The organism is Xanthomonas sp. CFBP 8443, assembly GCF_025666195.1.
Taxonomy (GTDB): Bacteria; Pseudomonadota; Gammaproteobacteria; order Xanthomonadales; family Xanthomonadaceae; genus Xanthomonas_A.
In genome coordinates this window covers 1,603,425-1,629,797 of sequence record NZ_CP102592.1, presented here as the reverse complement: position 1 = coordinate 1,629,797, position 26,373 = coordinate 1,603,425, and the positions used below count along the sequence as shown (strand labels likewise).

General features: G+C 68.3%; 20 protein-coding genes. 7 read left to right on the top strand and 13 right to left on the bottom strand.

Going from position 1 to position 26,373, the window contains the following annotated elements:
- Window positions 1–30: 30 nt before the first annotated feature.
- Together NUG20_RS07040 and araD1 are read right to left on the bottom strand one after the other, a co-directional pair.
- On the bottom strand, window positions 31–1,470 hold the full coding sequence (locus NUG20_RS07040) for an aldehyde dehydrogenase family protein (RefSeq protein WP_263397662.1): 1,440 nt from the start codon (window positions 1,468–1,470) through the stop codon (window positions 31–33).
- A 17-nt stretch (window positions 1,471–1,487) separates the two neighbouring features.
- On the bottom strand, window positions 1,488–2,495 hold the full coding sequence (gene araD1 / locus NUG20_RS07035) for an AraD1 family protein (protein ID WP_263397661.1): 1,008 nt from the start codon (window positions 2,493–2,495) through the stop codon (window positions 1,488–1,490).
- Window positions 2,496–2,647: 152 nt separating this feature from the next.
- Between araD1 and NUG20_RS07030 the strand changes: the two genes are divergently transcribed.
- Complete coding sequence (locus NUG20_RS07030; RefSeq protein WP_263398408.1) at window positions 2,648–3,643, top strand: LysR substrate-binding domain-containing protein; 996 nt, start codon at window positions 2,648–2,650, stop codon at window positions 3,641–3,643.
- Window positions 3,644–4,027: 384 nt separating this feature from the next.
- On the opposite strand, the gene NUG20_RS07025 is transcribed toward NUG20_RS07030, so the two are convergent.
- Entirely contained in the window at window positions 4,028–4,825 is a 798-nt protein-coding gene (locus NUG20_RS07025; protein WP_263397660.1) for an SDR family NAD(P)-dependent oxidoreductase, read from the bottom strand.
- Between the two features lie 173 nt (window positions 4,826–4,998).
- Between NUG20_RS07025 and NUG20_RS07020 the strand changes: the two genes are divergently transcribed.
- A complete protein-coding gene (locus tag NUG20_RS07020) occupies window positions 4,999–6,723 on the top strand; it encodes an IlvD/Edd family dehydratase (protein ID WP_263397659.1) in 1,725 nt (574 codons plus the stop codon).
- A 911-nt stretch (window positions 6,724–7,634) separates the two neighbouring features.
- Here NUG20_RS07020 and NUG20_RS07015 read toward each other — a convergent pair.
- Together NUG20_RS07015 and radA are read right to left on the bottom strand one after the other, a co-directional pair.
- Window positions 7,635–8,021, bottom strand: a complete 387-nt coding sequence (locus NUG20_RS07015) for a DUF805 domain-containing protein (RefSeq protein ID WP_263397658.1) — start codon at window positions 8,019–8,021, stop codon at window positions 7,635–7,637.
- 112 nt (window positions 8,022–8,133) lie between these two features.
- The gene (radA, locus tag NUG20_RS07010) at window positions 8,134–9,519 is read right to left on the bottom strand and encodes a DNA repair protein RadA (protein WP_263397657.1); all 1,386 of its coding nucleotides are present in this window, start codon (window positions 9,517–9,519) and stop codon (window positions 8,134–8,136) included.
- Window positions 9,520–10,041: 522 nt separating this feature from the next.
- On the opposite strand from radA, the gene NUG20_RS07005 reads away from it, so the two are divergent.
- Complete coding sequence (locus NUG20_RS07005; RefSeq protein WP_263397656.1) at window positions 10,042–10,467, top strand: hypothetical protein; 426 nt, start codon at window positions 10,042–10,044, stop codon at window positions 10,465–10,467.
- 202 nt (window positions 10,468–10,669) lie between these two features.
- Here NUG20_RS07005 and NUG20_RS07000 read toward each other — a convergent pair whose 3' ends face one another.
- Together NUG20_RS07000 and NUG20_RS06995 are read right to left on the bottom strand one after the other, a co-directional pair.
- Window positions 10,670–12,556, bottom strand: a complete 1,887-nt coding sequence (locus NUG20_RS07000) for a M61 family metallopeptidase (RefSeq protein ID WP_263397655.1) — start codon at window positions 12,554–12,556, stop codon at window positions 10,670–10,672.
- Between the two features lie 291 nt (window positions 12,557–12,847).
- Window positions 12,848–13,345, bottom strand: a complete 498-nt coding sequence (locus NUG20_RS06995) for a MarR family winged helix-turn-helix transcriptional regulator (RefSeq protein ID WP_263398407.1) — start codon at window positions 13,343–13,345, stop codon at window positions 12,848–12,850.
- A 60-nt stretch (window positions 13,346–13,405) separates the two neighbouring features.
- On the opposite strand from NUG20_RS06995, the gene NUG20_RS06990 reads away from it, so the two are divergent.
- Window positions 13,406–14,287: an SDR family NAD(P)-dependent oxidoreductase gene (locus NUG20_RS06990; RefSeq protein WP_263397654.1), complete on the top strand. Its 882-nt coding sequence runs from the start codon at window positions 13,406–13,408 to the stop codon at window positions 14,285–14,287.
- 172 nt (window positions 14,288–14,459) lie between these two features.
- Here NUG20_RS06990 and NUG20_RS06985 read toward each other — a convergent pair whose 3' ends face one another.
- The 6 genes from NUG20_RS06985 to NUG20_RS06960 form a co-directional block, all read right to left on the bottom strand.
- A complete protein-coding gene (locus NUG20_RS06985; protein WP_263397653.1) occupies window positions 14,460–15,146 on the bottom strand; it encodes a class I SAM-dependent methyltransferase in 687 nt (228 codons plus the stop codon).
- A 442-nt stretch (window positions 15,147–15,588) separates the two neighbouring features.
- Window positions 15,589–15,927 carry a cytochrome o ubiquinol oxidase subunit IV gene (gene cyoD / locus NUG20_RS06980; protein ID WP_263397652.1) on the bottom strand — a complete coding sequence of 113 codons (339 nt, stop codon included), beginning with the start codon at window positions 15,925–15,927 and terminating at the stop codon, window positions 15,589–15,591.
- Window positions 15,927–16,550, bottom strand: coding sequence for a cytochrome o ubiquinol oxidase subunit III (cyoC, locus tag NUG20_RS06975; RefSeq protein WP_263397651.1), 624 nt, complete (start codon window positions 16,548–16,550; stop codon window positions 15,927–15,929). Before cyoC ends, cyoD begins: the two co-directional genes overlap by 1 nt.
- A gap of 3 nt (window positions 16,551–16,553) precedes the next feature.
- On the bottom strand, window positions 16,554–18,554 hold the full coding sequence (gene cyoB / locus NUG20_RS06970) for a cytochrome o ubiquinol oxidase subunit I (protein WP_263397650.1): 2,001 nt from the start codon (window positions 18,552–18,554) through the stop codon (window positions 16,554–16,556).
- Window positions 18,554–19,495 carry a ubiquinol oxidase subunit II gene (cyoA, locus tag NUG20_RS06965; RefSeq protein WP_263397649.1) on the bottom strand — a complete coding sequence of 314 codons (942 nt, stop codon included), beginning with the start codon at window positions 19,493–19,495 and terminating at the stop codon, window positions 18,554–18,556. The genes cyoB and cyoA overlap by 1 nt, the downstream gene beginning before the upstream one ends.
- 388 nt (window positions 19,496–19,883) lie before the next feature.
- Window positions 19,884–20,657 (bottom strand): helix-turn-helix transcriptional regulator, encoded by a 774-nt coding sequence (locus tag NUG20_RS06960; protein WP_263397648.1) that lies wholly within the window; start codon window positions 20,655–20,657, stop codon window positions 19,884–19,886.
- Window positions 20,658–20,916: 259 nt separating this feature from the next.
- Here NUG20_RS06960 and NUG20_RS06955 point away from each other — a divergent pair, with 259 nt between their 5' ends.
- The 3 genes from NUG20_RS06955 to NUG20_RS06945 all read left to right on the top strand — a co-directional run bounded on the left by NUG20_RS06955 (window position 20,917) and on the right by NUG20_RS06945 (window position 26,351).
- Window positions 20,917–22,509: a S10 family serine carboxypeptidase-like protein gene (locus NUG20_RS06955; protein ID WP_263397647.1), complete on the top strand. Its 1,593-nt coding sequence runs from the start codon at window positions 20,917–20,919 to the stop codon at window positions 22,507–22,509.
- Between the two features lie 3 nt (window positions 22,510–22,512).
- Entirely contained in the window at window positions 22,513–24,027 is a 1,515-nt protein-coding gene (locus NUG20_RS06950; protein ID WP_263397646.1) for a S10 family peptidase, read from the top strand.
- Window positions 24,028–24,107: 80 nt separating this feature from the next.
- Window positions 24,108–26,351, top strand: coding sequence for a TonB-dependent receptor (locus NUG20_RS06945; protein WP_263397645.1), 2,244 nt, complete (start codon window positions 24,108–24,110; stop codon window positions 26,349–26,351).
- Window positions 26,352–26,373 lie beyond the last annotated feature (22 nt).

The following is a 26,373-nucleotide window of genomic DNA, read 5'->3' as shown; positions in this document are numbered from 1 at the left end:
CCAGGCAGGCGCGCGAGTGGATCGATCAGTTCATCCCGCGAATGTATAGGCCGTCTTGACCGTCGTATAGAACTCCACCGCATAGCGGCCCTGCTCGCGCGGGCCGTAGCTGGAGGCCTTGCGCCCGCCGAACGGCACGTGCGGATCGACCCCGGCGGTGGGCAGGTTGACCATCACCATGCCGGCCTGCGCATGCCGCTTGAAATGCGTGGCGTGCTTCAGCGAGCGCGTGGCGATGCCGGCGCACAGGCCGAATTCGGTGTCGTTGGCCAGCGCCAGCGCATGCTCGTAGTCGTCGGCGGGCATCACCGCCGCGACCGGCCCGAACACTTCCTCGCGCGCGATGCGGTGCTGCGGCTGCGCGGCGATCAGTGCCGGACGCATGTAGTGGCCCTGGTGCTCGCATTCCAGCGCGTCGCCGCCGTACACCAGCTCGGCGCCCTCTTCCTGCGCGATGCGCACGTAGTCGCGGTCCTGTTCGAACTGGCTGGCGCTGGCGACCGGGCCGATGTCGATGCCCGGGGTCAGCGCATGGCCGATCTTCAGCGTGGCCAGGCGCTTGCTCACCCGCGCGACGAAGTCGTCGTACACCGCGCGCTCGACGATCAGCCGGCTGGAGGCGGTGCAGCGCTGGCCGGTGGAGAAGTACGCGCCGTTGACCGCGATCTCCACCGCCAGGTCCAGGTCCGCATCGGCCAGCACCACGAGCGGATTCTTGCCGCCCATTTCCAGCTGGATCTTCAGCCCGCGCGCGGCGGCCTGCTTGAGCAGATGGTTGCCGGTGGGCACCGAGCCGGTGAAGCTCAAGGCGTCGATGCCACGGTCCTCGACCAGCGCCTGGCCGACGGTGCGGCCGCTGCCGATCACCAGGTTGAACGCGCCGCTGGGCAGGCCGGCGCGGCTGAGGATCTCGGCCAGCGCCCAGGCGCAACCCGGCACGATCTCGGCCGGCTTGAACACCACGGTATTGCCGTAGGCCAGCGCCGGAGCGATCTTCCACGCCGGGATCGCCAGCGGGAAATTCCACGGCGCGATGATGCCGACCGTGCCGACCGGCTCGCGGGTGATCTCCACGTCCACGCCGGGACGGGTAGAGGCGAGTTTCTCGCCGGGAATGCGCAGCGCCTCGCCGGCGAAGAACTTGAAGATCTGCCCGGCGCGCGCGGCCTCGCCGATGCTTTCCGGCAAGGTCTTGCCTTCTTCGGAAGCCAGCAGCGTGCCCAGCTCCTGCTTGCGCGCCAGGATCTCGCTGCCGACGAAGTCCAGCGCGTCGGCGCGCTGCTGTGGCGTGCTCGCCGCCCATTTGGCCTGCGCCGCATTGGCCGCGGCGATCGCGCCGCGCACCGCGTCGGCATCGACGCTGCCGACCTCGCCCACCGGCGCGGACAGGTCGGACGGATTCTCGTCCGCCGCGATGTCGCTGCCGGCCACCCACTGGCCGTCGATATAGCTCTGGAAACGCTGGCTCATGTCGTCCTCCTGTTCGGTTACAGCGCGCGCACGCCGCCCAGTGCGAACCCGGCCGCCACCCGCTGCAGCGGATTGACCAGGGCCGCGCCCAGCTCCGGCAGTTCGATCTCGAAGCGGTCGCCCGGCTCGGCCTGCACGCCGTCGGCGAAGCTCAGCGTGGCGGTGCCGAAGAAGTGCAGGTGCACGTCGCCGGGCACGCGATGCGCCGCGTACTTGAAGTGGTGGTATTCCAGATTGGCCAGCGAGTGGCACATGTTGGCCTCGCCGGTGACGAACGGCTTCTCCCAGATCACCGCATCGCCGCGGCGGATGCGGCTGCTGCCGCGCAGATCGCGCGGCAGCTCGCCGCTGCGCAACTCCGGCCCCACCGCGCAGGCGCGCAGCTTGGAATGGGCCAGGTACAGGTAGTTCTGGCGCTCAGTGACGTGGTCGGAGAACTCGTTGCCGAGTGCGAAGCCGAGCCGGTACGGCACGCCGTCGGCGCCGATCACGTACAGCCCGACCAGCTCCGGCTCCTCGCCGCCGTCCAGCGCGAAGTCCGGCGACGGCAACGGCGCGCCCGGCGCGACCAGGATGCTGCCATCGCCCTTGTAGAACCATTCCGGCTGCGCGCCGGGCTGGCCGTCGCGCGGGATGCCGCCTTCCACGCCGAGCTGGAAGATCTTCATCGAATCGGTGAGCGTGCCCTGGTCGGCCTGCTGCTGCAGGTTCTGGTGCATCGCGTCGCGGGTGGCGGCGCTGCCCAGATGGGTCAGGCCGGTGCCGGTGACGCGGCAGTGCGCCGGGTCCGGATGGGTCAGCGGCGACAGCACGCGGCCGTTGGCCAGCAGCTCGGCGTAGTCGAGCACGATGTCGCCGAGTTGATGCGTGGCGTAGTCGTCCAGCGTGGTGCCGGCGGCGAGCGCGGCGTTGGCCAGCGCATAGGTCGAGTCGACTTCGCGCAGCAGGCGCACCTGGGTGCCGGCCACGTCCACCACGCCCACGCTGGGGTTGCCGGACTCGTCGAGCAGTTGGATCAATCGCATGAATCGGTCGCCTGTCGGAATACGAAACAGCGGCGCGGCGGCAGGGAACGCCGACGCGGCGAATGCGGGTTCCATTCTGGCCGGGCGACCCATATGCAACAAATATCGTTTTTGGCTTAATGTATACGAACATTCATATGCATTGGGCCGCCATGCCTGCCGCCACGCCCTGGTTCGTCCGCGCCCGCCTGAAGACCCGGCAATTGATGCTGCTGCTGGCGATCGAGGAGGAAGGCAACATCCACCGCGCCGCCGAGACCTTGAACATGTCGCAGCCGGCGGCGTCGAAGCTGCTCAAGGACCTGGAGGACATGATGGCGGTGCCGCTGTTCGAGCGCCTGCCGCGCGGCATGCGCCCGACCTGGTACGGCGAGGCGATGATCCGCCATGCGCGCATCGCCCTGTCCAGCCTGGGCGAGGCCGGCGCCGAGATCGAGGCGCTGAAGGCCGGCTATTTCGGCAGCGTCAGCGTCGGCGCGATCGCCGGGCCGGCGATGACCCTGCTGCCGGCCGCGCTGGCCCAGGTCACCGAGCAGCATCCGCTGCTGCGCGTGGCCTTGCGCGTGGACGGCAGCGACGTGCTGCTGGAGCATCTGGCGCAGAACAAGCTGGACATCGTGGTGGCGCGGCTGTTCGCGCGCCACGACAAGCGCAACCTGCACTACCAGGCGCTGGCCGAGGAAGAGGTGTGCGCGATCGCCCGCCCCGGCCACCCGCTGCTGGCGATGCCGCGACCGGCACTGCGCGAACTGGCCGCCGCCGGCTGGATCGTGCCGCCGGACGGCAGCGTGCTGCGCCATCGCTTCGAACTGATGTTCCAGAACGCCGGGCTGGAGCCGCCGAAGCGGGTGGTGGAGACCTCGGCGCTGGTGGTGCTGCCGCAGCTGCTGCGCCACGGCGACTACCTGGCGGTGGTGCCGGTGGACGTGGCCCGGCATTTCGCCGACCACGGCAGCGTGGCGATCGTGCCGGTGGAACTGTCGTGCCGGATGGACGCGTTCGGCATCGTCACCCGCACCGACTGGCTGCTGTCGCCGGGCGCACGGATCATGCTGCAGGCGCTGCGCGATGCGGCCGGCCCGGCGTACGGCTATGTCGCGCCGGCCGAGGAAGCGCTGGCGCCGGAGGATGCGCAAACCGAAGGATGAGGTCGGGGCTGAAGCCCCTCCTACAGTGCACCCAGCCAGCCAACCGCAAGCCCCCTGCAGGAGCGGCTTCAGCCGCGACCGAACGCAGCGACAAGCACTCCGTCTTCGGACACCACTGGCGCTGATGCCCCACCCAAAGTGCACCCAGCCAGGCAACCGCAAGCCCCTTGTAGGAGCGGCTTCAGCCGCGACCGAACGCAGCGATGCGGGTTGCTGACCCTGGATACAGTCGGCGCTGAAGCCCCTCCCACAAGAGCATCCGGACAACTCGCCGTAAGTCCCTGTGGGAGCGACTTCAGTCGCGACGAGCGAAGCCGCGAGCCACGCACACGACCAAAGCATCGGCGCCCAAACCCTCCTGCATATCAGCGACGCACCCGCCGCTCACGTCCACCCCGCATCCACCACGAACTCCTGCGCCGTGATCGCGCGCGCCTCGTCCGAGGCCAGGAACAGCGCCATGCGCGCGATGTCCTCGGGCATCACCTTGTCCGGCAGGCACTGGTTGCGCGCCAGCTCGCGCTCGCCGGCCTCGTCCAGCCACAGCGTGACCTGGCGTTCGGTCATCACCCAGCCCGGGGTCAGCACGTTGACCCGGATCCGCGCCGCACCCAGCTCGCGCGCCAGGCCGCGGGTCAGCCCGTTCACCGACGACTTGGCGGTGGCGTAAACCGGATAGCCGCCGGTCTTGCTCTGCCAACCGGTGGAGCCGAGGTTGACGATCGCACCGCCGCCAAGCCGCTTCATGCCCGGCACCACCGCCTGGATGGCGAAGAACGCGGCGCGCTGGTTGATCGCCACGCAGCGCTCCCAGTATTCCGGGGTCACCGCGTCCAGCGCATGCCGGTCGTCGCTGCCGACGTTGTTCAGCAGCACATGGAAATCGCCCAGCTCGGCGGCGGCCTCGCCCAGCGCCGCCTGCAGCGCGGCCACGTCGGTGACGTCGCAGCGGCGCCACCACGGCCTGGCCAGGCCGGCCGCGGCCAAGCGCTCGGCCAGGGCCGCACTGGCCTCGGCCGCCACGTCGACGAAAGCGACCTGCGCGCCCTGCCCGGCGAAGGCTTCGACCAGGGCCGCACCGATGCCCGACCCGCCGCCGGTGATGAAGACGCGGCGCCCGCGCAGGCTGCCGTAGGTTGCGTTGCCGGTATTCGGAGCCGCCGCGCTTGCCGTGTTGTCCATGCCGTTTCGCTCTAGGTGGATAGGATTTTGATATACGAAAAGAAATATCTGAATTCAGATATTTGTTATTTTTCATGTATCAATATGCCCGCTAGCATCGCCGACGTAAAGCACCCGGGCGACGCCGCGCAGGCACCGATCCGGGCCGATCAGGTCTCGAGGATTCCGCCAGCATGGGCTCACCCACCAAACCGGTCCGCCGCAGCCAGGCGTGGTTCGGTCGCGAAGGCAAGCAGGGTTTCTACTACCGCAGCTGGCTCAAGAGCGCGGGCCACCCGCACGACATGTTCGACGGGCGCCCGGTGATCGGCATCTGCAACACCTGGTCGGAACTGACCCCGTGCAACGGCCACCTGCGCGAACTGGCCGAGCACGTCAAACGCGGCGTCTACGAGGCCGGCGGCTTTCCGCTGGAATTCCCGGTGATGTCGTTGGGCGAGACGCAGATGCTGCCCACCGCGATGCTGTTCCGCAATCTGGCCAGCATGGACGTGGAGGAGTCGATCCGCGCCAATCCGCTGGACGGCGTGGTGCTGCTGATGGGCTGCGACAAGACCACCCCGTCGCTGCTGATGGGCGCGGCCAGCGTGGACCTGCCGACCATCGGCCTGTCCGGCGGCCCGTCGCTGTCGGGCAACTGGCGCGGGCAGCCGCTGGGCTCGGGCACCGGCGTGATCCAGATGTCGGAGATGGTCCGCGCTGGCACCTTGAGCCAGGACGAGTTCGTCGAGGCCGAGGCCTGTATGCAACGCTCCAAGGGCAGCTGCATGACCATGGGCACCGCCTCGACGATGGCCAGCATGGTCGAGGCGCTGGGCATCTCGCTGCCGGAGAACGCCGCGATTCCGGCCGTCGATTCGCGCCGCGCGCGGCTGGCGCGGCTCAGCGGCCGGCGCATCGTGCAGATGGTCGAGGAAGACCTGCGCATGTCGCAGGTGCTGACCCGGCACGCGTTCGAGAACGCGATCAAGGTCAACGCGGCGATCGGCGGCTCCACCAACGCGGTGATCCACCTGCTCGCCATCGCCGGGCGCCTGGGCGTGCAGCTGAGCCTGGACGACTGGGACCAGCTGGGCTCGCGGCTGCCGTGCCTGGTCAACCTGAAACCGTCCGGCCAGTACCTGATGGAAGACTTCTACTACGCCGGCGGGCTGCCGGCGGTGATGCGCGAACTCGGCGAGGAGCTGAACCTGGACGCCCTCACCGTCAATGGCCGCACCCTCGGCGAGAACGTGACCGATGCGCCGTGCTGGAACCGCGAGGTGATCCACGCGCTGGACACGCCGTTCCGCGAGCAGGCCGGCATCGCCGTGCTGCGCGGCAACCTGGCGCCGGACGGCGCGGTGATCAAGCCCTCCGCCGCCTCGCCGCACCTGCTGCGGCACCGCGGCCGCGCGGTGGTGTTCGAGAGCATCGAGGACATGAAGGCGCGCATCGACGACGAAGCCCTGGACATCGACGCCGACTGCATCATGGTGCTGAAGAACTGCGGCCCGCGCGGCTACCCGGGCATGGCCGAGGTCGGCAACATGCCGCTGCCGCCGAAACTGCTGCGCGCCGGCGTCACCGACATGGTGCGCATCTCCGATGCGCGCATGAGCGGCACCGCCTACGGCACCGTGGTCCTGCACGCCTCGCCCGAGGCCGCCACCGGCGGCACCCTGGCGCTGGTGCGCGACGGCGACATCATCGAACTGGACGTGCCCGGGCGCTCGCTGCACCTGGAGGTCAGCGACGAGGAACTGCTGCGCCGGCGCAGCGAATGGACCCCGCTGCCGACCCCGCTGCGCGGCTGGAGCAAGCTGTACGTGGAACACGTGCAGCAGGCGCACCTGGGCGCAGACCTGGATTTCCTGGTCGGCGGCAGCGGCGCCGACGTGGCGCGCGATTCGCACTGAGCGTCTTCCACTCGGGCAAACCACCAAGCGAGCCGCTGCAAGAGCCTCCCTGCAGGAGCGACTTCAGTCGCGACGAACGAAGCGGTGAGCTCAACGGCTTCGGACAGCGTCGGGACTGAAGTCCCTCCCGCAATGCACCCAGCCAGCTCGCCGCAAGCCCCCTGTGGGAGCGACTTCAGTCGCGACGAACGAAGCAGTGAGTTCAACGGCTTCGGACAGCGTCGGGACTGAAGTCCCTCCCACAATGCACCCAGCCAGCTCGCCGCAAGCCCACTGTGGGAGCGACTTCAGTCGCGACGAGCGAAGCGGTGAGCTCAACGGCTTCGGACAGCGTCGGGACTGAAGTCCCTCCCACAATGCACCCAGCCAACTCGCCGCAAGCCCACTGCAGGAGCGACTTCAGTCGCGACGAGCGAAGCAGTGAGTTCAACGGCTTCGGACAGCGTCGGGACTGAAGTCCCTCCCACAATGCACCCAGCCAGCTCGCCGCAAGCCTACTGTGGGAGCGACTTCAGTCGCGACGAGCGAAGCGGTGAGCTCAACGGCTTCGGACAGCGCCGGGACTGAAGTCCCTCCCACAGTGCACCCAGCCAGCTCGCCGCAAGCCCACTGTGGGAGCGACTTCAGTCGCGACGAACGAAGCGGTGAGCTCAACGGCTTCGGACAGCGTCAGGACTGAAGCTCCTCCACGGTGCACTCAGCCGGTTCGCCGCAAATCCCTTGCGCGTGCGCAGGCGCGCGAACGTCGATGCATCGCGCCGCGCACCTTGCCCACGTATTGGTCGATCATCGAACTCGCGTTGCGGCAGCGCGGCAGCATCGGCACTCGATGCCGCAGCGCCCAGCATGCGCGCCGATGCGCCGGCAGCAGCCGGGCACAGGGCCCGGCTGCTGCACGCTCGGATCGCGCCTCAGACCTGCTTCGGATCCGGACCGTAGGCGTTGGCGCCCTTGGTGCCTTCCATGAACATGAAGACCAGGATCACGACGCCGCCCAGCCACGGAATCAGGCCCAGCAGCACGTACCAGCCGGACTTGCCCTGGTCGTGAAAGCGGCGCACCTGCACCGCGATCGACGGCACCAGCACCGCCAGCGAGTACAGGCCCAGCAGCACGACCGCCACCAGCGACAGCGTCCCGGTGCCGTTCTGGCCGCCGACGCCGCCGCCGACGCCCATCAACACCATCAGCACGGTGATCACCACGATGTTCAACAGCGTGAACATCCAGTACTCCTTGCGCCGCGAACGCCCGGAAAAATCCGCGTAGCGCTTGAGCGGCATCAACATCCATTCCATTGTGTTTCCCTTTTTTCTTGAACCGCTGCCTCACTGCAGCGGGCGGCATGGTGGCATAAACGCCGCCGCATGGAAACGCTTACATGCACACCTGCCGGCGGTCGTGGAGCGGCTACGCGCTCGCCGCCTCCAGCGCCTGCGAAAGGCGCTCCACCGCGATCACTTCCATGCCCTTGACCACGCCGGTCTTGGGCGCATTGGCCTTGGGCACGATGGCGCGCTTGAAGCCATGCGTGGCCGCCTCGCGCAGCCGGTCCTCGCCGTTGGGCACCGGCCGGATCTCGCCGGACAGGCCGACCTCGCCGAAGGCGATGGTCTTCTCCGCCAGCGGCCGGTCGCGCAGCGAGGACAGCACCGCCAGCAGCACCGGCAGATCGGCCGCGGTCTCCTGCACGCGGATGCCGCCAACCACGTTGACGAACACGTCCTGGTCGCCGACCACGATGCCGCCGTGCCGGTGCAGCACCGCCAGCAGCATCGCCAGCCGGTTCTGCTCCAGGCCCACCGCCACCCGCCGCGGATTGGACAGCGGCGAGGCATCGACCAGCGCCTGCACTTCCACCATCAACGGCCGCGTGCCCTCGCGCGTGACCATCACGCAGCTGCCGGGCTGGTTGGCACTGCTGCCGGACAGGAAGATCGCCGACGGATTGGACACTTCCTTCAGCCCCTTCTCGCCCATCGCGAACACGCCCAGCTCGTTGACCGCGCCGAAGCGGTTCTTGAACGCGCGCAGCAGGCGGAAGCGGCTGCCGCTCTCGCCTTCGAAATACAGCACCGCATCGACCATGTGCTCGAGCACGCGCGGGCCGGCGATGCCGCCTTCCTTGGTCACGTGGCCGACCAGGAACACCGCGGTACCGGTCTCCTTGGCGTAGCGCACCAGCCGCGCCGCGCTCTCGCGCACCTGACTCACCGAGCCGGGCGCGGCGGTCAGCGACTCGGTCCACAGGGTCTGCACCGAATCGGCCACGATCAGCTTGGGCCGCGCCGCGCTGGCGTGCTGGAGGATCTGCTCGATGCCGGTCTCGGCCAGCGCGTTGAGGCCCTCCAGCGGCAGGTCCAGGCGCACCGCGCGGCCGGCGACCTGGGCCAGCGATTCCTCGCCGGTCACGTACAGCACCGGCAGCGTACCGGCCATCTTCGCCAGCGCCTGCAGCAGCAGCGTCGACTTGCCGATGCCCGGGTCGCCGCCGATCAGCACCACCGCGCCTTCGACCAGGCCGCCGCCGAGCACCCGGTCGAACTCGCCGATGCCGGTGGATACGCGCGCCTGGTCGCGATGCTCCACGTCCTTGAGCGCGGTGATCTTCGGCGTCTCGGCCTTGCCGGCCCAGCCGCTGCGCCGCGCCGCGGCTGGCGCCTTGGCCGCCGACGCGCTCTCCAGCACGATCTCGCTCAGCGAATTCCATGCCCCGCACTCGGTGCACTGGCCTTGCCACTTGGTGTATTCGGCGCCGCAGTCGCCGCACACATAGGCCGTCTTCGCCTTCGCCATCTCGCTGTTTCCGGTTGCAGGGATGCGCCAGCATAGTGGCTGGCGGTCTCAGGTTGCGCGACAGGGTGCGGCTGCAGCCAGCATTGCCCGACGCGAGGCGCGCGCAGCGGCAGGCTACGCTCCGCTTTCGATGCCGACCGGGCTTGGCATCCCGATGCCGCGACGAAGCCACGACTGCGGAGGCCGCGAGTGCGGCGCGCCCGTGCGTCCGGAGCAGCGTGCCAGACGCCTCGCAGCACCGGCTGCAAGGGCGCAGGCGGCATCGGCCTTATCGATCGGCGCAGAAATCGCATCGGACGCGCCCCAGGATGCCCTGCCCCCGCACCGCGATCGCATGTCCTCGGCAACCGTTGCGTCGATAGCGCTCTTTCACGCGGCGCTGAACCCACCGCTTTAGCATCGGCCCTGGATCGGTGGTGACGTCACTGGATCGTGTCGGCATCGGCGCAAGGCACTGCCGCTCCGCTTCGCTCGCGCACCGCGGGCGCTGGATCGCACCTACCCCAACGGACGAGGCCACCCATGCGATATCCCACTCTGATGCTGTTCACCTTGCTCGCACTCGGCTACGCGGGCGCCGCGCGCGCGGACGGATGCGGCGGCAACCTCATCGATCACAAGCCGGTGCGCATCGGCGGCGAGAAAGTCGGCGAGTTGCAGCTGTACTACAACAGCGGCAACGGCAAGAACTGCGCCGTGTTCGCGCACGCCGGCCCGACCTGGGGCAAGGCCTTGACCACCAGCGTGGAGGTCTACGTCTGCAAGCCCAACAAGAACAACTGCGGCGTGTGGCAATGGGCTCCGTGGTGGGCGCGCGACGACGACACGTACTCCTATCAGGCCGGCCCGGTGCGCATCGATGGCCGCAACAAATGCGTGCAGTCGATCGGCTACATCGACTACAAGGGCCAGACCGGCATCGCCGTGTCGGATGTGCATTGCCGCTAGCGGGCTTTCCCGAATACCGGATGCCGTTCGCGCCCCCTGTAGGAGCGGCTTCAGCCGCGACGTGCGTTACCGATAGTGCCTGTCGCGGCTGAAGCCGCTCCTACAAAAAAGCAGTGCGCGCACATCAGCGCCTTTTTTCTCGCCATGTTTGAGCGGCGGCTGCGCGTTGCGATCGCGCGCAGCCGCTGCAGTCCACGACGGCTCAACGCGCCTTGTACAGCTCGCTCAGCCGGTCCGGCTTGCCGGCGATGCGCTCCAGGTGCGGATACTGCAGGCCGCCGTGGTAGTCGATGCGCAGCGTGTCATAGCGGTTGCCGCGCTTGACCAGCAGCTCGATCGGCGCGGTGCCGCCCTTCGCCGCGGTGATCGCGTCCTTGATGACGTCGGCGCTGTATTCGCGACCGTTGACCGCGACGATGCTGTTGCCGGCGATGATGCCGGCGGCGAACGCCGGGCCGTCCCACAGCACGTCCTGCACCGCGCCCTTGTCGTCCAGGCTCAGGCCCAGCGAATAGGTCAGGCCGACGCCCTTCTTGGTTGCCTCGTAGGCCTTGATCGCCTCGTTCGGCTGGTCGCTGTAGACCAGCTTCCAGCCGCTGGCCTCGATGCCGCCGACCAGCGGCCCGTGGCCGTCGACGCGGCTGCGCAGGAAGCTCGCCCAGTCGTACTTGGCGACGCCGTCGAGCGTGGCGACGATGTCGTCGAAGGTGTAGGGATTCACGTCCCAGGCGCCGTCGTGCATGCCGAAGAAGGCCTTGGCGAAGTCGTCGATCGAACGCTTGTTGCCGCTGAGCTCGCGCAGCTTGGCATCGGTCTCCAGCCACAGCATCTGCCCGCCGGAATAGTAGTCCTCGCTCATCTGGTAGCTGCGGTAGGCCCGCGGCCGGCGCATCGACATGGTCGGATCGTTGGTGGTGTCCTGCAGCGTGCGCCAGACCATGCCGGGGCGGCCGCGCTGGTAGGTCGCGGCGACCTCGGCGAGCATGTCGCGCGCCTGGACCTGGGTCCACAGGCCCGAACGCGCGGCCAGCACTTCGCCGAAGAACTGGGTCTGGCCTTCGTACAGCCACAGCAGGCTGTCGCCCATCGGCACGTTGAAGCTCGGCGTGGCCAGGTCGGCGCCGCGGCGGTACTTGCCGTTCCAGGAATGATTGAACTCGTGCGCGAGCAGGTCGCGTCCCGCCCAGCTCTTGTCCCACTCGGTGAAGTAGTTGGGCGGGCCGCTGTTCTCGCTGGAACGGTGATGCTCCAGGCCGATGCCGCCGAGCTTCTCGGTCAACGCCAGCAGGAACTCGTAGTGGTCGAAATGGCGCGCGCCGTACAGCTTGTCCATCTGCTGCACCAGCGCCGCATGCGCCTTGATCTGCTCGGGCTTGGCCTCCAGCGACTTGGCCTCGTCGGCGAACACGTTCAAATACACCGGCGCCTTGCCGCCGGCATCCAGCGCGACGCGCTTGTAGTACTTGCCGGCGAACATCGGCGAATCGACCAGGTCGTCGAAATCGATCGGCTTGAACGTCACCGTGTCGCCGACCCGGCCGGCGGTCTCCAGCGCGGTGGCGTAGCTCCAGCCCGGCGGCAACCTCACGCTGGCCTGGGCCTTGATGTTGCGCGCGTAGTAGCCGGCCGGATACAGCGCGGCGGTGTTCCACTGCAGGTTGAGCATCTCCGGGGTCATCATCACCCGACCCTGGCCGTCGCCCTGCGAGGACAGGAACTGGTACTCGGCGACGATCTCGCTCGCGCCTTGCGGCACCTCGACCTTGAACGCGAACACGTCGAACTGGTCGCGCGTCCACGGCAGCACCTGGCCGTTGGCCTTGACCACCAGGCCGGCCAGCTTGTCGATCGGCCCGGTCGGCGAATGGTTGCCGGGAATCCATTGCGGATACAGCAGGGTCATCGGTCCCGGCGTGGCCGGGATTGTGGTGCGCACGCGGAAGATGCGGCGCGCCAGGTCGGTCGCGTCGACGTCGATCTTCAGCGTGCCGGCGAACGGCACGTCCTGTGGCGGCGCGGTCTGCGCCGTGGCCTGGAAGGCGGTGGCGGCCAGCAACAACGGCGCCATCCAGGCGGTGGACTTGTTCATGGGGTCTCCAGTGGGGATACGGCGAGCGAGCAAACGTCGATGCTATGCCCACCACGCCGCAGCGCTCTATGCCATTGGTCATGCTCCGGCGCCGGGCGCGCCGATGCCTGCGCGCCCTGCAGAAGCGGTGCATGTTTCAGCGCCGGGAGCGGCCAGCTACCGCAGCACGTAGCGCCATGCCGATGCTGCCAGCAGCCGGCGATCCCTCCGCAAGCGGATCACGCGCTGCGGACAAGGGCGCAGACCATCCCGAGCCGCCCGCAGACGCCGCCTCGGACACGCGGCGGCAAATCAGCGGTTCCCTCGCGCGCGCTCGGCGGCGCTGCAAGGGCGATTGAACTTCCTGAGCAGGCCGACCAGCTGCGCCAGTTCGGCGGCGTCCCAATGCGCCAGGCGCGCGAGGAAGGCCTCGGTCTTGACCGCATCGGCGGCCTGCAGCCGCCGGCTGCCGGCATCGGTCAGGCGGTATACGGTTCCCCGTCCGTCGTCGGGATCGGCCGCCGCCTCCACCAATCGCTGCTCGATCAGCGACTTCGCCAGCCTGCTGACGGCGCTCTTGTCCATGCCGAGCGTCTCGGCCAGGTGCCCGGTCTTGCTGGGGCCATGGCGCGCGAGCGCGGCGGCGACCTGATACGCGGCAGGTTGCAGATCGGGATGGAAACGCGCGGCCGACGCGGCCATGACCGCGCGCGACGCCGCCAGCAAGGCGCCCAGTTCGCTGCCCAGTTCCCCGACAAGTGCCGCACGACGTCTGCCCATGTGTTCTCCGCCTGTCTCCAAAGTACGCATGGACAGCACGCGGCATTCGTGATTTAGTTGATATAGATCAACCAAATCACTGCCTGCGCCATGCCCACTCCTCCCACCATCCTCATCACCGGCGCGACCGACGGCATCGGCCAGCTGGCGGCCCTGGCGCTGGCGCGCCGCGGCGCACGCCTGGTGCTCACCGCGCGCAGCCAGACCAAGGCGGACAGGACCCGCGCCATCATCCTCGCCGCCGCTCCGGCTACGCCGATCGATGTGCATTATGTGGATTTTTCTGACCTTTCGGCGGTCGCCGCGACCGGCCGGGCCATCGCCAGGCAGCATCCGCGCATCGACGTGCTGATCAACAACGCCGGCCTGCATGCCTTCCGACAGCGCGTCAGCACGGACGGCTACGCGGAAATGATCGCGGTCAACTACTTCGCCCCGTGGCTGCTGACCCATGTCCTGCAGGCGACGCTGCTCCGTTCCGCTCCATCGCGCATCGTCACGGTCGGCTCGCAAGCCTCGCGCCAAAGCGGAGGCCTGGCCATCGCAGACGACCTGCGCGATGTCGCCCCTTTCAGCGCGCGCGGATCGTCGCGGATCTACGGCCGCAGCAAGCTGCTGGACATCATGTTTTCGCTGGAACTGGCGCGCCGGCTCGCCGGCACCGGCGTTGCGGCCAACTGCCTGTGCCCCGGCTTCAACGTCACCGGCCTCGGCCGGGAACTGGGCTTCGCACGTCCCCTCGCCCGGCTGCTGCAGGGGCTGGACATCGGCAACCCGCAGCGCGGCGCCGACGGCATCGTGCGGCTTGCCATCGACCCGGCGTTCGGCAGCCAGACCGGCGCCTACGTGACGGCGAATGCGCGCCTGCTGGCCCCGTGGGGACCGGCGAACAGCGACGCTGCGCGACGGCACCTGTGGGATGCGACGGCCGAGATCCTCTCCCGGTTCATCGCACCCGCTCCAGCGAACTGAAGCCGATGCCCATGATCGAGGTTGCGCGATCGACGCCGGCCTCGGCGCCGCAGGCTCGCGAACGAATGCGGGCAGGTGCGCAACAGGAAAGCCACCCGCAGGCAGCCTTCGCGAGTGCTTGCTCGTGCCAGGGCCGGCGGCAGTTTCATCCGTGTGCGGGCTTACCCGCTCTTCATGCCGGGACGTTCGCGACCCACCCGCGAAACGAAAAGGCGGCATAGAACAGGGCGATATCCACGAAACCAGCTTCGCGCAGCAGCGCTTCCTCCTCGGCCGGCGCCAGCAGCGGCAAGCGTTCGAGCAGCATCGCGGCGGTGGCCATCGCCTTGGCGGGTCCCGCGTCGGTGCGATCGCCGAAGGCCGCCGAGCGCGCCATCCAGCGCGCACGGTCGTCGCCGGGCGGCGCATGCTGCGCCAGCACGATGCGTGCGCCCGGGACGAGGCGGCGGCGGATTTCCCGCAGCGTGCGCAGCCGTTCGCTTCGATCGAGGAAATGCAGGGTGAGCAGGCAGGTCGCGCCGTCGAACGGGCCGGCCGGCGCCTGGTCGATCGTCCCTGCGCGCAGATCGACGCGCCCGGCGAAAGGCAAGACCGCCTGCCGCGCCAGCTCGAGCATGGGCGGCGCCGGATCGACGCCGGTGAAGCGCCAGTGCGGCCGCGCCTCCGCCATCGCCTTCAGCTCCAGCCCGCCGCCGGCGCCGACCACGAGGAGATGGGCCGCGCCCGCTGCGTGCTCGTCCAGCAGCAGCGTCGCCATGCGATGCAGGTCGGCCAGGCCCGGCACCCTGCGCAGCGCGTCCGCCGCGTAGGAAGCGACGGCAGCGGGGTCGGCGAACGGGGATGGCGTGTGCTGCATCATGGTGTGCTCCGAACAACGCAGCGCGATGTGTTGCCGCCGCGTCCGTCTCGCTCAGGCGGAATGGCGAAGGAGGCAGCGGCCGCATGCCGCAAGCGACGCCAGCGTGGCAAAGCAGGAGCATCGGCATGAAGCCCTCGGACGTGGAGCGGATCGAGCGACATGGCAGGATGCGATTAATGTAACTTCAAATGTTACGAATAGCGACCCAGCCTGTCAAACGCGGCCGGATCCTGGCCCGCGAGGTAAGTCAGGCGCGCGGGATACCCACCCCACCCTTGCGCCCATCGGCATCGCATTGATCCGTTCCAACGGCTCACAGCGGCACCAGAAACCAGGCAACGACGATCTGCCACCTCGGCGGCATCCGCGCCAATCGCGAGCGCAAACGAAAAAGGCCGCCCGAAGGCGGCCTCTCTCTCGGACGCGCAGACCGCGCCCTGCCTCAATGCATCATGTTGACGTTGAGGTTGTGCATGACCCACAGCGAGCCGATCACCACGATGCCGATGATCAGCAGCGAGAACAGCCCCACGTGCACGTTGGAGCGCTGCTCGGCGGAGCGGTCCATGTGCAGGAAGTAGATCAGGTGCACCAGCATCTGCACCGCGGCCAGCACCGCGATGACGATGACGGTCACGCCCTTCGGGAACGCGCCGCTCATGACCATGCCGAACGGGATCACGGTGAGGATCACCGCCATCACGAAGCCGATCAGGTACGACTTCAGGCCGCCGCCGTGCGAGGCCTCGGCGTGTGCGTCGGAAGAATGGTGGTTGGCCATTACAGCGCTCCCAGCAGGTAGACGATGGTGAACACGCCGATCCAGATCACGTCCAGGAAGTGCCAGAACAGGCTCAGGCACGCCAGGCGCGTGGCGTTGCGCGGGGTCAGGCCGTTCTTGGCGATCTGGATCACCAGCACCGCCATCCACAGCAGGCCCGAGGCCACGTGCAGGCCGTGGGTGCCGACCAGGGTGAAGAACGCGGACAGGAACGCGCTGCGGCCGGGACCGGCACCTTCGTGGATCAGGTGGTGGAACTCGTAGATTTCCATGCCCAGGAAGCCCAGGCCGAGGGCGGCGGTGACCGCCAGCCAGCCGTACAGGCCGCCCAGGCTGCGCTTGTGCGCGGAGATCATCGCCAGGCCGAAGCTCAGGCTGCTGAACAGCAGCAGGAAGGTTTCCACCAGCACGAACTTCAGGTCGAACAGTTCCTTGGCGGTCGGGCCGTCCACCGTCGCGCCGGCCAGCACCGCGTAGGTCGCGAACAGGCCGGCGAAGATGAGGCAGTCGCTCATCAGGTAGACCCAGAACCCGAACACGGTGTTGCCGCCGCTGTCGTGGTGCGCGTGGTCGTCGTGGCCGTCCGCGTGGACGGCGTGGTTCTCAATGGTCGTGGTGGACATGGTTCAGACCGCCTTTGCGGCATGCGCCGCCTGTTGCTGCTCCAGCAGGGCGAAACGCGCGTTCTCGATGCGTTCCACTTCCTCCGCCGGGACCCAGTAGTCGACGTCGTCGTCGAACGAACGCGCGATGAAGCTGCCGATCATGCCGACCAGGCCGATGATCGCCATCCACCAGATGTGCCAGATCAGGCCGAAACCCAGGACCACGCTGAACGCGCCGATCCAGAACCCGGCCGCGGTGTTGCGCGGCATGTGGATCGCTTCGTACTTGGCCGGACGCGGCCAGCCCTTGCCCTTGAGCTTGTCTTCCCAGAACTGGTCGCGGTCGTCGATGTGCGGCAGCACGGCGAAGTTGTAGAACGGCGGCGGCGAGGACGTGGCCCACTCCAGCGTACGGCCGTCCCACGGGTCGCCGGTCAGGTCCAGGTTGTCCTTGCGCTTCCAGATGCTGTAGCCGATCTGCACCAGGTTCAGGAAGATGCCGGTGCCGATGATCGCCGCACCCACCGCGGCCACCATCAGCCACGGCGCCCACTCCGGGTGGTTGTAGCTGTTCATGCGCCGGGTCATGCCCATGAAGCCGAGCACGTACAGCGGCATGAAGGCGACGAAGAAGCCGATGATCCAGCACCAGAACGAGGCCTTGCCCAGCGTCTCGTTGAGCTTGAAGCCGAACGCCTTCGGGAACCAGTAGGTCAGGCCGGCCAGGTAGCCGAACACCACGCCGCCGATGATCACGTTGTGGAAGTGCGCGATCAGGAACAGGCTGTTGTGCAGCACGAAGTCCACCGCCGGGATCGCCAGCATCACCCCGGTCATGCCGCCGATGGTGAAGGTGATGATGAAGCCGATCGTCCACAGCACCGGCGAGGTCATGTGCACGCGGCCGCGAAACATGGTGAACAGCCAGTTGAAGATCTTCACCCCGGTGGGGATGGAGATGATCATCGTGGTGATGCCGAAGAACGCGTTGACGTTGGCGCCCGAGCCCATGGTGAAGAAGTGGTGCAGCCACACGATGAAGGACAGCACGCCGATGCACGAGGTGGCGTAGACCATCGAGGTGTAGCCGAACAGGCGCTTGCGGCTGTACGTGGCGATCAGCTCGGAGAAGATGCCGAACGCAGGCAGGATCAGGATGTAGACCTCCGGGTGGCCCCAGATCCAGATCAGGTTGACGTACATCATGGCGTTGCCGCCACCGTCGTTGGTGAAGAAGTGCGTGCCCAGGTAGCGGTCGGCGCCCAGCAGCGCCAGCGCCACGGTCAGGATCGGGAACGCGGCGATGATCAGGATGTTGGTGATCAGCGCGGTCCAGGTGAAGATCGGCATGCGCATCAGGGTCATGCCCGGCGTGCGCATGCGCATGATCGTCACGAAGAAGTTGATGCCGGTCAGCAAGGTACCCAAGCCGGATATCTGCAAGGCCCAGATGTAGTAGTCGACGCCCACCCCGGGACTGTATTCGAGCCCCGACAAGGGCGGATACGCCAGCCAGCCGGTCTGCGCGAACTCGCCCACGCCCAGCGAGATGTTGACCAGCGCCGCGCCGGCCACGAACAGCCAGAAGCTCAGCGAGTTCAGGAACGGGAACGCCACGTCGCGCGCGCCGATCTGCAGCGGCACGATCAGGTTCAGCAGGCCGGTCATGAACGGCATGGCCATGAAGAAGATCATGATCACGCCATGCGCGGTGAAGATCTGGTCGTAGTGGTGCGGCGGGAAGATGCCTTCGTTGCCGCCGTGCGCCATCGCCTGCTGGGTGCGCATCATCGCCGCGTCGGCGAAGCCGCGCAGCAGCATGATCAGCGCCACCACGATGTACATGACGCCGATGCGCTTGTGGTCGACCGAGGTCAGCCACTCGTGCCACAGGTAGCCCCACTTCTTGTACTTGCTGATCGCCGCCACGACCAGCAGGCCGAGCAGGCCGGCGCCGGCGAGGGCGCCCATGATGATCGGCTCGTGGTACGGAACCGCCTCGAGCGTGAGTTTGCCTAGCATCACTTGTCTCCAGAAGTGCACATGGCGACCGGCTCAGCAGCCGATGCCGGATGGTCGTCGTGGCCTTCCATGTGGTGGCCCTTGCCCATCATGTATTTGTCGATCAACGACTTGAACATGCCGTCCTGCACCGACGAGTAGTAGGTCACCGGGTACTGCGCCTTGTCGTTGCGGTTCGCCGCCAGGACCTGGAACTCGGCCTGGTCCAGCGCCTTCGGCGCGGCCTTGACCTTGGCCACCCAGGCATCGAAGCCGGCCTGGTCGGTGGCGTGCGCGGTGAAGGCCATCTTCGAGAAGCCGTGGCCGCTGTAGTTCGCCGACAGGCCGAAGTAGTCGCCCGGCTCGTTGGCGATCAGGTGCAGCTTGGTCTCCATGCCGGCCATCGCGTAGATCTGCGTGCCCAGGTGCGGGATGAAGAACGAGTTCATCACCGTATCGGAGGTGATCTTGAAGTTCAGCGGCGTATCCACCGGGAACGCGATCTCGTTGACCGTGGCGATGCCCTGCTCCGGATAGATGAACATCCACTTCCAGTCCAGCGCCACCGCCTCGATGGTGATCGGCTTGACGTCCGACTCCAGCGGCTTGTACGGGTCCAGGGCGTGCGAGGAGCGCCAGGTCAGCACCGCCAGCACCAGGATGATCATGCACGGGATCGACCACACCACCACCTCGATCGCGGTGGAGTGCGACCAGTTCGGCTCGTAGCGGGCCTTGGTGTTGGACGCGCGATAGCGCCAGGCGAAGGCCAGGGTCATCACGATGACCGGGATCACCACCAGCAGCATCAGCACCACCGAGGTGATCAGCAACGTCTTTTCGTCGTGGCCGATCTGTCCCTTGGGGTTGAGGATGGCCGAGTCGCACCCGGCCAGCAGCAACGCGGGCAGGAGCAACAGACCGGAGCGCAGCGAGCGCCGGAGTTGTTTCAACGGAATCATCGAACGATCCAATTGCGTAGGGGATGCGGACCGCGCAGTGGCGAACGGGGGGCGGCGCAGACGGGCCTTTCCACGTTTCCTGCGGCATCCTGGCCGGCATGCGCGATCGACCACGCATTTTATGCTGCCGTGCGGCATCTCCGAAAGCCATTGACAAGGCCGAGCGTGCGCACGGGCGTGTTTTTGTGTGCGACACATTGCCGCACCTGCGTGCGACGGATCGCCGCAGCCGGCCTGCCGCGCGCGGAACACGCCCCTGGCTCGACGTCATTGGGATGTAACGGAGCGGCGATCGGCCACCGTCGACGGGCCTGCGCAACAGCCGGACGACACGCCCCTGGCGAGCGGCGACATCGCGCGCGGCGGCAGGCCGACCAAGCCCCCTGCGCTACGGCCGCGCCGCCGCCTTCTTCTGCTTGATCTGCTCGATGTAGTTGTAGATGGTGAAGCGGCTGACCCCCAGGGCCGCCGCCACCTGCTCCACGCTGTTGCGGATCAGGAACAGGCCGCGATGCATCATCGCCTCCACCGCGTACATCTTCTCTTCCTTGTTCATCAGCGCCGGCGGCTTCATGAAGCGCTTGACCGCGTCGTCGATGATCTCCTGCATCATCGCCTCCAGCCCGACCTCGCCGGCCGGCGCCTCGCTGCGCGGCGGCTTGGGCTTGCGGTGCAGCATCTGTTCCAGCCAGCCGTGGGCCATCTCGAACACGGTCATGTCGGCATTGAGGCACAGCGCGGCCACCGGCTGGCCGGCGCCGTCGCGGAACAGCAAGGTCGCCGAGCGCAGGTGGCGGCCGGCGGCATTGGTGGTCTGGTACTCGTCGACGATCGACCAGCTGATCGCGCCGGTGCCCTCGACGTCGCGGTAGAGCTCACTGAAGCCGGCGTCCTCGCGCGGGCCGCTGAGGATCGGGTCGCCGAGGTTGCGTCCGGACACGTGGCCGTTGGCGATCGCCCGCACCGACGCATCGGGCGCGGACAGGTCGTGCAGCACCACCTCGATGTTCTCGCCGATCACCGCGCCGAGCAGGGTCACCACCGGCTCGAGCAACGCGAACAGGTCGCGCACCTGCACGCCCGCCCCCAGTCCTTGCGCAGGCGCCGCCTGGCCGCGCTTGCGCTTGGCGGCGGGCGCCGCGCCCTTTTTCGCTGTTGCCATTGAATCGTCCCGTCCGAGGAAAGCCTGGCGAATGCGCACCGGCCATCTTGCCGGCTGCGCCCGCGGGCGTCGAGACAGCGGCGCATCGACGCAGACCGGCGCACAGGATCGTGACGCGGCCTTGACATACAAATTATTTTTCTATATCAACAAACTGTTGAAGCTACATCGCGCCGCGGCGAGGGGGCCGCCGCCGCCCATGCATCGGGCGCCCAACCACGCGTCACCAGGGGAACACCGAACTGCCATGCCGACGTCCATGCCGTCCGCCAGATCGTGCTGTCGCGCCACTGCCTGGCTGCGCCCGTTCGGGGCTGCGGCGGCGTTGTGGCTGGCCGCCGTCGCCGACGTGCCGGCGGCGGCGGTGCCGGTGCATGCCGACGTGCAGGTGCACTCGGCCGGCAGCGTCGCCGTCGCGGGCCATGGCACGCTCCGCTACGCCGCCGAGGCCGGGCTGCTGCCGATCCACGACGATCCGACCGGGCGGCTGATGGCGTCGGTGTTCTTCGTCGGCTACAGCGCCGCGGCCAGTGCCGGCGCCGCGCGGCCGCTCACCTTCCTGTGGAACGGCGGCCCCGGCTCCAATTCCGCGCAGCTGCACCTGGGTGTCGGCCCGCGCCGCCTGGACACCGCCGATCGCCTGCCGGACTGGATCGCGGCGCAGAGCGAGCGGCCGCTGGTCGACAACGCCGACAGCTGGCTGGGCGCCAGCGATCTGGTGTTCGTCGATCCGCTGGGCACCGGCTACAGCCGCGCGGTCGAGGCCAAGGACCTGCCGACGCTGTACACCGCGCATGGCGATGCGGAAACCATCGCCGAAGCGATCCGGGTCTACCTGACCCGCCACGACGCCTGGGACCGCCCGCTGTACCTGGCCGGCGAAAGCTACGGCGTGACCCGCGCGATGCTGGTCGCCGAAGCGCTGCAGCGGCGCGGCATGCCGGTGCGCGGCGTGGTGCTGGTGTCCTATGACTTCGACCTGGGCACGCCGCCAGCGGCGTATCCGGAAGACGCGTTGAACCTGCCGCAGTTCACCGCCGCGGCGCATTACCACCGGCGCCTGGACGCGACGCTGCAGGCGCTCGACGCAACGGCGGCGGTGGCCCAGGCGCAGGCGTGGATGCAGCAGGACTACCTGCCGTTCCTGGCCTCCCCCACGACGCAGACGCCGCAATCGCGGCGCCGGATCCTGGCCGGGCTGGCGCGCTTCAGCGGCCTGCGCGAGCAGGACATCGATGCCAAGCAACTGACCATTTCCACCGCCGATTTCGCCGATCGCCTGCTCGCCGACCAAGGCCTGGAACTGGGCCGCTACGACCTGCGCATGACCGCGCCACGCCGCGCCAAGGACACGCCCTGGATGCCAGGGATCGACCCGAGCCTGAAGCCGATGGCCGGCCTGATGAACGGCACCTCGCGCGTGTTCAACCGCTATCTGCGCCAGCAGCTCGGCTTCGAGAGCGACCTGCTGTATCGCGGCCCGTTCGGCAACGCCTTCCATCCGTCGCCGCGCTACACCGACCCAAAGACCGGCATGCCGGACGACTGGATGGCGCAACTGTGGGATTTCTCGCAGAAGGTTCCCGAAGGCGCCAACGCGCCGTTGCGCAAGGCGATGGACCAGGACCCGCAGCTGCGCGTGCTGAGCCTGCGCGGCCGCTACGACGGCTGGCCCTGCGAAAGCTCGGTGGAGACCGCCCGCGCCGCCGGCCCGCGCTACGCCGCGCGGGTGACCACCCTGTGCCTGCAGGGCGGGCACATGTGGTACTCCGAACGCGCCAGCCGTGCCCAGGGCCGCCGCGCATTCGAGGCCTTCCTCGCCGCCGCTTCCTCTCTTCCCAGCACGGACTAGCCCATGCGCTCCACGACCGCACGTCCCGGCCCCGTGCCGCCGAAGACCCGATTGTTGCAGCCGCTGCTGGCACTGGCCCTGGCGACGGCATTGCCCGCCGGCAGCATGCACGCCGCGGAGCTGGGCTTCGTCGATCCGGCCACGCTGGACCAGGTGACGCTGCCGACGCCGGTGACCACGCAACACCGCGGCGTGTTCAACGGCCAGCGCATCGACTACGCCGCGACGGTGGAGACCTACGCCACCAGTGGCGCCGACGGGCGCCCGGCCGCGCGGCTGGTCGCCACCGCCTACGTTGCCACGTCCGCCGACAGCGCCCGCCCGCTGATCTTCGCCTTCAATGGCGGCCCGATCGCCGCCAGCACGCCGCTGCATTTCGGCCTGCTCGGCCCGCAGCGGCTGGCCGTGCCCGACGACCTGCACGCCAACGCCGCCGGCTTCAAGCTGGTGGACAACCGCTACTCGCCGCTGGACGCAGCCGACATCGTCATCTTCGATCCGGCCAGCACCGGCTACAGCCGCGTCGCCGACGGCGTGGCGCCGGCCAGCCAGTTCTCCACCCGCGCCGACGCGCGCCAGCTCGCGCAGCTGGTGGCGGCGTGGCTGGACCGGCACGGCCGCCGCGGCGCACCGGTCTACCTGCTGGGCGAAAGCTACGGCACCTTGCGCGCGCCGGAAGCGGCCACGCAACTGAAGGCCGCCGGCATCGCGGTGGACGGCATCGTCCTGCTCGGCCAGGCCGCCAACATCCTCGAATACGCGCAGCGCCGCGACAACATCGTCAGCTACGCGGTCTCGCTGCCGACCCTGGCCGCGCTCGGCTGGTACCACGGCAAGGTCGATCGCAAGGGCCGCAGCCTGGCGCAATTCGTCGACGACGCCTCCACCTACGGCCGCGAGCGTTATCTGACCACGCTGTTCCTCGGCAACCGCGCCAGCGCGCAGCAACGCGAGGAGGTCGCGCAGGCGCTGCAGGGCTTCACCGGCCTGCCGGCGCAGGCATGGCTGAAGGCCGACCTGAAGGTCTCCAAGGTCGCCTACGCGCGGCAGCTGTTCCCCGGGCAGATCCTGTCGGCCAGCGACGGCCGCTACCTGCTCGATGCGCAGGGCAACTCGCGCAGCGTGCCCGACTACAACGCCGTCGCCGAACGCTATTACCGGCAGGCGCTGAAGGTGCCCGCGCAGGCCGGCCGCTACTCCACCGCGCTGCCGACCTCCGGCGACTTCAACGCCTGGGACTGGGACGCGAACAAGTCGCCGTTCGGCGACTACCCGTGGGTCGGGCAACTGCGCGAACTGCTGGTCTCCAACCCGCGCTGCCGGCTGCTGGTCGGCAACGGCTACTACGACAGCCAGACCACGATCGGCGCGATGGACTATCTCGCCGCGCAGTCCGGCTTGCCGATGGACCAGGTGCGCACCCGCTACTACGAGGGCGGACACATGATGTACACGGTCGAGCGCAGCGCCGCCGACCTCGCCCAGGACATCCGCCAGATGGTCCGCCGCACCTGGTGACAGTTACGCACTTCCCGCAGCACCCGCCGTTCGCGCTCCACCCACCCCACCCCGCCCACGCCAGCCAGCGAGTCCCGCCCATGTCATCCGTTGCCCGCAACCGTCTTTCCCAGGTCATTTCGCGCGTGCTGTGCTGCCCGGCCAGCGCGCTGTTGCTGTTGCCGTCCATCGCCATCGCCCAGCAGGACGACGGCGCCACCGCCGCCAAGCAGCTGGACACCATCACCGTGACCGCGCAGAAGCGCAGCGAGCGCCTGCAGGACGTGCCGATGTCGGTGCAGGTGCTCAACACCGAGAAGATGAGCAGCGAAGGCAACTACAAGCTGGCCGACTACTTCGCCCAGTTGCCCGGCCTGTCCTACATCCAGTCGCCGATGAGCAGCAACATCGTGCTGCGCGGCATCGCCACCGACTCCGGTCTCGGCAGCCGCCCGACCTCGGGCATCGTCATCGACGACGTGCCGTACGGTTCGGCGCTCAGCACCGGCGCGATTCCCGACCTGGATCCGTCCGACCTGCAGCAGATCGAAGTGCTGCGCGGCCCGCAGGGCACACTGTACGGCGCCAGCAGCATGGGCGGGCTGATCAAGTACGTGATGGCCGATGCCGACACCGGCGCGACCTTCGGCCACGTCGAGGCCGGCGGTTCCAGCGCCGCGCACGGCGGCTCCGGCTACAACGCGCGCACCTCGGTGAACCTGCCGTTCTCCGAGCGCTTCGCGCTGCGGCTCAGCGTGTTCCAGCGCCAGGACCCGGACTTCATCCACAACGCCAACGGCGGCGACGAGAACGACAGCCAGGTGCGCGGCGGCCGCGTCTCGGCGCTGTGGAACGTCACCGACACGGTGACGGTGCGCTCCTCGGCGCTGTTCCAGGACACCGAGACCGGCTCCAGCTCGGTGGTCGACACCGATCCCGAGCTGCATCCGCTGTTCGGCCAGTACAGCCACGACCGCATCCGCGGCGGCGATACCTTCAAGGGCCAGGTGCGCTTCTACACCACCAAGGTCAGCTGGGACCTGGGCTGGGCCACGCTGGACAGCATCAGCGGCTACGCCCAGCACCGCAGCCGCGCCTATCAGGACGTGGGCTACACCAGCATCGGCCGGCTCGCGCCGGTGTTCGCCGGCCTCTTCGGCCTGGACAGCGACAACCCCAGCTCGCTGATCGACAACCGCTACAACACCGACCGCACCACCCAGGAAGTGCGGCTGGTCTCGCAGGGCGAACGCGCCCTGGACTGGCAGGCCGGCGCGTTCTACAGCGACGAGGAAGCCAAGAGCACGCAGAACTTCTACATCGCCGACAAGACCAGCGGCACCATCTACCGCGACTTCCCGCTACTGGTCTCGCTGGGCGACAGCAGCTACCGCGAGAAGGCGGTGTACGCCGACGGCACCTACCACTTCACCCCGCAGTTCGACATCCAGTTCGGCGCCCGCTACGCGCGCAACAGCCTGCGCGAGAACAGCGACACCGGCGGCCTGCTGCAGGATCCGAACCAGAGCTTCGACAGCAACAAGGACAGCGCCACCACCTACCTGTTCTCGCCGCGCTACCGCTTCAACGACGAGCTGATGGCCTACCTGCGCGTGGCCTCCGGCTACCGCGCCGGCGGCAGCAACGGCACGCTGGTGGCCAACATCCCGTTCTCCTACGACTCCGACAGCCTGTGGAGCTACGAGCTGGGCCTGAAGACGCAACTGCTGGACCGCTCGCTCAGCCTGGACGCGGCGCTGTTCTACATCGACTGGAGCGACCTGCAGATCTCGCAGGTCGAACCGACCCTGGGCAGCAGCTACACCACCAACGCCGGCAAGGCGACCAGCCAGGGCCTGGAGCTGTCCGCCACCTGGGTGCCGTCGGCCGACTGGAAACTCACCGCCAGCTACGCCTACACCGACGCCACCCTGGCCGAGGACATCCCCGGCTACACCGAGGGTTCCTCTGCCTACGGCAAGGACGGCAATCGCCTGCCGTACTCGGCGCGCAACAGCGCTTCGGCCTCGCTCAAGCGCTATGTCGCGCTGGGCAACGACCTCGAAGGCTTCGTCGGGGCCGATGTGGCCTACATGGGCGCGCGCGACATGGAGTTCACCACCTCGGCCAGCATCCCGCGCATCCACCTGCCCAGCTACACCACGCTCGGCCTCAGCGCCGGCGTGCAGGGCCAGGCCTGGAGCGCCACGCTGTACGTGCGCAACCTCACCGACGAGGTCGGCTACATCAACGCCAACCGCCGCGGTTCGCTGGCCAGCTCGACGCTCGGCGCCACGCTGATCCAGCCGCGCACGGTCGGCCTGACCCTGGCCTGGGACTATTGATGTGCGCTGCCGGCCGCCGCGC

What these genes read in the sequence shown, in the direction of transcription:
- NUG20_RS06990 (WP_263397654.1), top strand. Translation starts at nt 13,406, where the DNA reads ATGCCCACTCCTCCCACCATCCTCATCACCGGCGCGACCGACGGCATC.
- NUG20_RS06985 (WP_263397653.1), bottom strand. Translation starts at nt 15,146, where the DNA reads ATGATGCAGCACACGCCATCCCCGTTCGCCGACCCCGCTGCCGTCGCT.
- NUG20_RS07005 (WP_263397656.1), top strand. Translation starts at nt 10,042, where the DNA reads ATGCGATATCCCACTCTGATGCTGTTCACCTTGCTCGCACTCGGCTAC.
- cyoB (WP_263397650.1), bottom strand. Translation starts at nt 18,554, where the DNA reads ATGCTAGGCAAACTCACGCTCGAGGCGGTTCCGTACCACGAGCCGATC.
- NUG20_RS07015 (WP_263397658.1), bottom strand. Translation starts at nt 8,021, where the DNA reads ATGGAATGGATGTTGATGCCGCTCAAGCGCTACGCGGATTTTTCCGGG.
- NUG20_RS06995 (WP_263398407.1), bottom strand. Translation starts at nt 13,345, where the DNA reads ATGCGTACTTTGGAGACAGGCGGAGAACACATGGGCAGACGTCGTGCG.
- NUG20_RS07030 (WP_263398408.1), top strand. Translation starts at nt 2,648, where the DNA reads ATGCCTGCCGCCACGCCCTGGTTCGTCCGCGCCCGCCTGAAGACCCGG.
- NUG20_RS06960 (WP_263397648.1), bottom strand. Translation starts at nt 20,657, where the DNA reads ATGGCAACAGCGAAAAAGGGCGCGGCGCCCGCCGCCAAGCGCAAGCGC.
- NUG20_RS07040 (WP_263397662.1), bottom strand. Translation starts at nt 1,470, where the DNA reads ATGAGCCAGCGTTTCCAGAGCTATATCGACGGCCAGTGGGTGGCCGGC.
- NUG20_RS07025 (WP_263397660.1), bottom strand. Translation starts at nt 4,825, where the DNA reads ATGGACAACACGGCAAGCGCGGCGGCTCCGAATACCGGCAACGCAACC.
- araD1 (WP_263397661.1), bottom strand. Translation starts at nt 2,495, where the DNA reads ATGCGATTGATCCAACTGCTCGACGAGTCCGGCAACCCCAGCGTGGGC.
- NUG20_RS06955 (WP_263397647.1), top strand. Translation starts at nt 20,917, where the DNA reads ATGCCGTCCGCCAGATCGTGCTGTCGCGCCACTGCCTGGCTGCGCCCG.
- cyoD (WP_263397652.1), bottom strand. Translation starts at nt 15,927, where the DNA reads ATGGCCAACCACCATTCTTCCGACGCACACGCCGAGGCCTCGCACGGC.
- NUG20_RS07020 (WP_263397659.1), top strand. Translation starts at nt 4,999, where the DNA reads ATGGGCTCACCCACCAAACCGGTCCGCCGCAGCCAGGCGTGGTTCGGT.
- NUG20_RS06950 (WP_263397646.1), top strand. Translation starts at nt 22,513, where the DNA reads ATGCGCTCCACGACCGCACGTCCCGGCCCCGTGCCGCCGAAGACCCGA.
- NUG20_RS06945 (WP_263397645.1), top strand. Translation starts at nt 24,108, where the DNA reads ATGTCATCCGTTGCCCGCAACCGTCTTTCCCAGGTCATTTCGCGCGTG.
- radA (WP_263397657.1), bottom strand. Translation starts at nt 9,519, where the DNA reads ATGGCGAAGGCGAAGACGGCCTATGTGTGCGGCGACTGCGGCGCCGAA.
- NUG20_RS07000 (WP_263397655.1), bottom strand. Translation starts at nt 12,556, where the DNA reads ATGAACAAGTCCACCGCCTGGATGGCGCCGTTGTTGCTGGCCGCCACC.
- cyoC (WP_263397651.1), bottom strand. Translation starts at nt 16,550, where the DNA reads ATGTCCACCACGACCATTGAGAACCACGCCGTCCACGCGGACGGCCAC.
- cyoA (WP_263397649.1), bottom strand. Translation starts at nt 19,495, where the DNA reads ATGATTCCGTTGAAACAACTCCGGCGCTCGCTGCGCTCCGGTCTGTTG.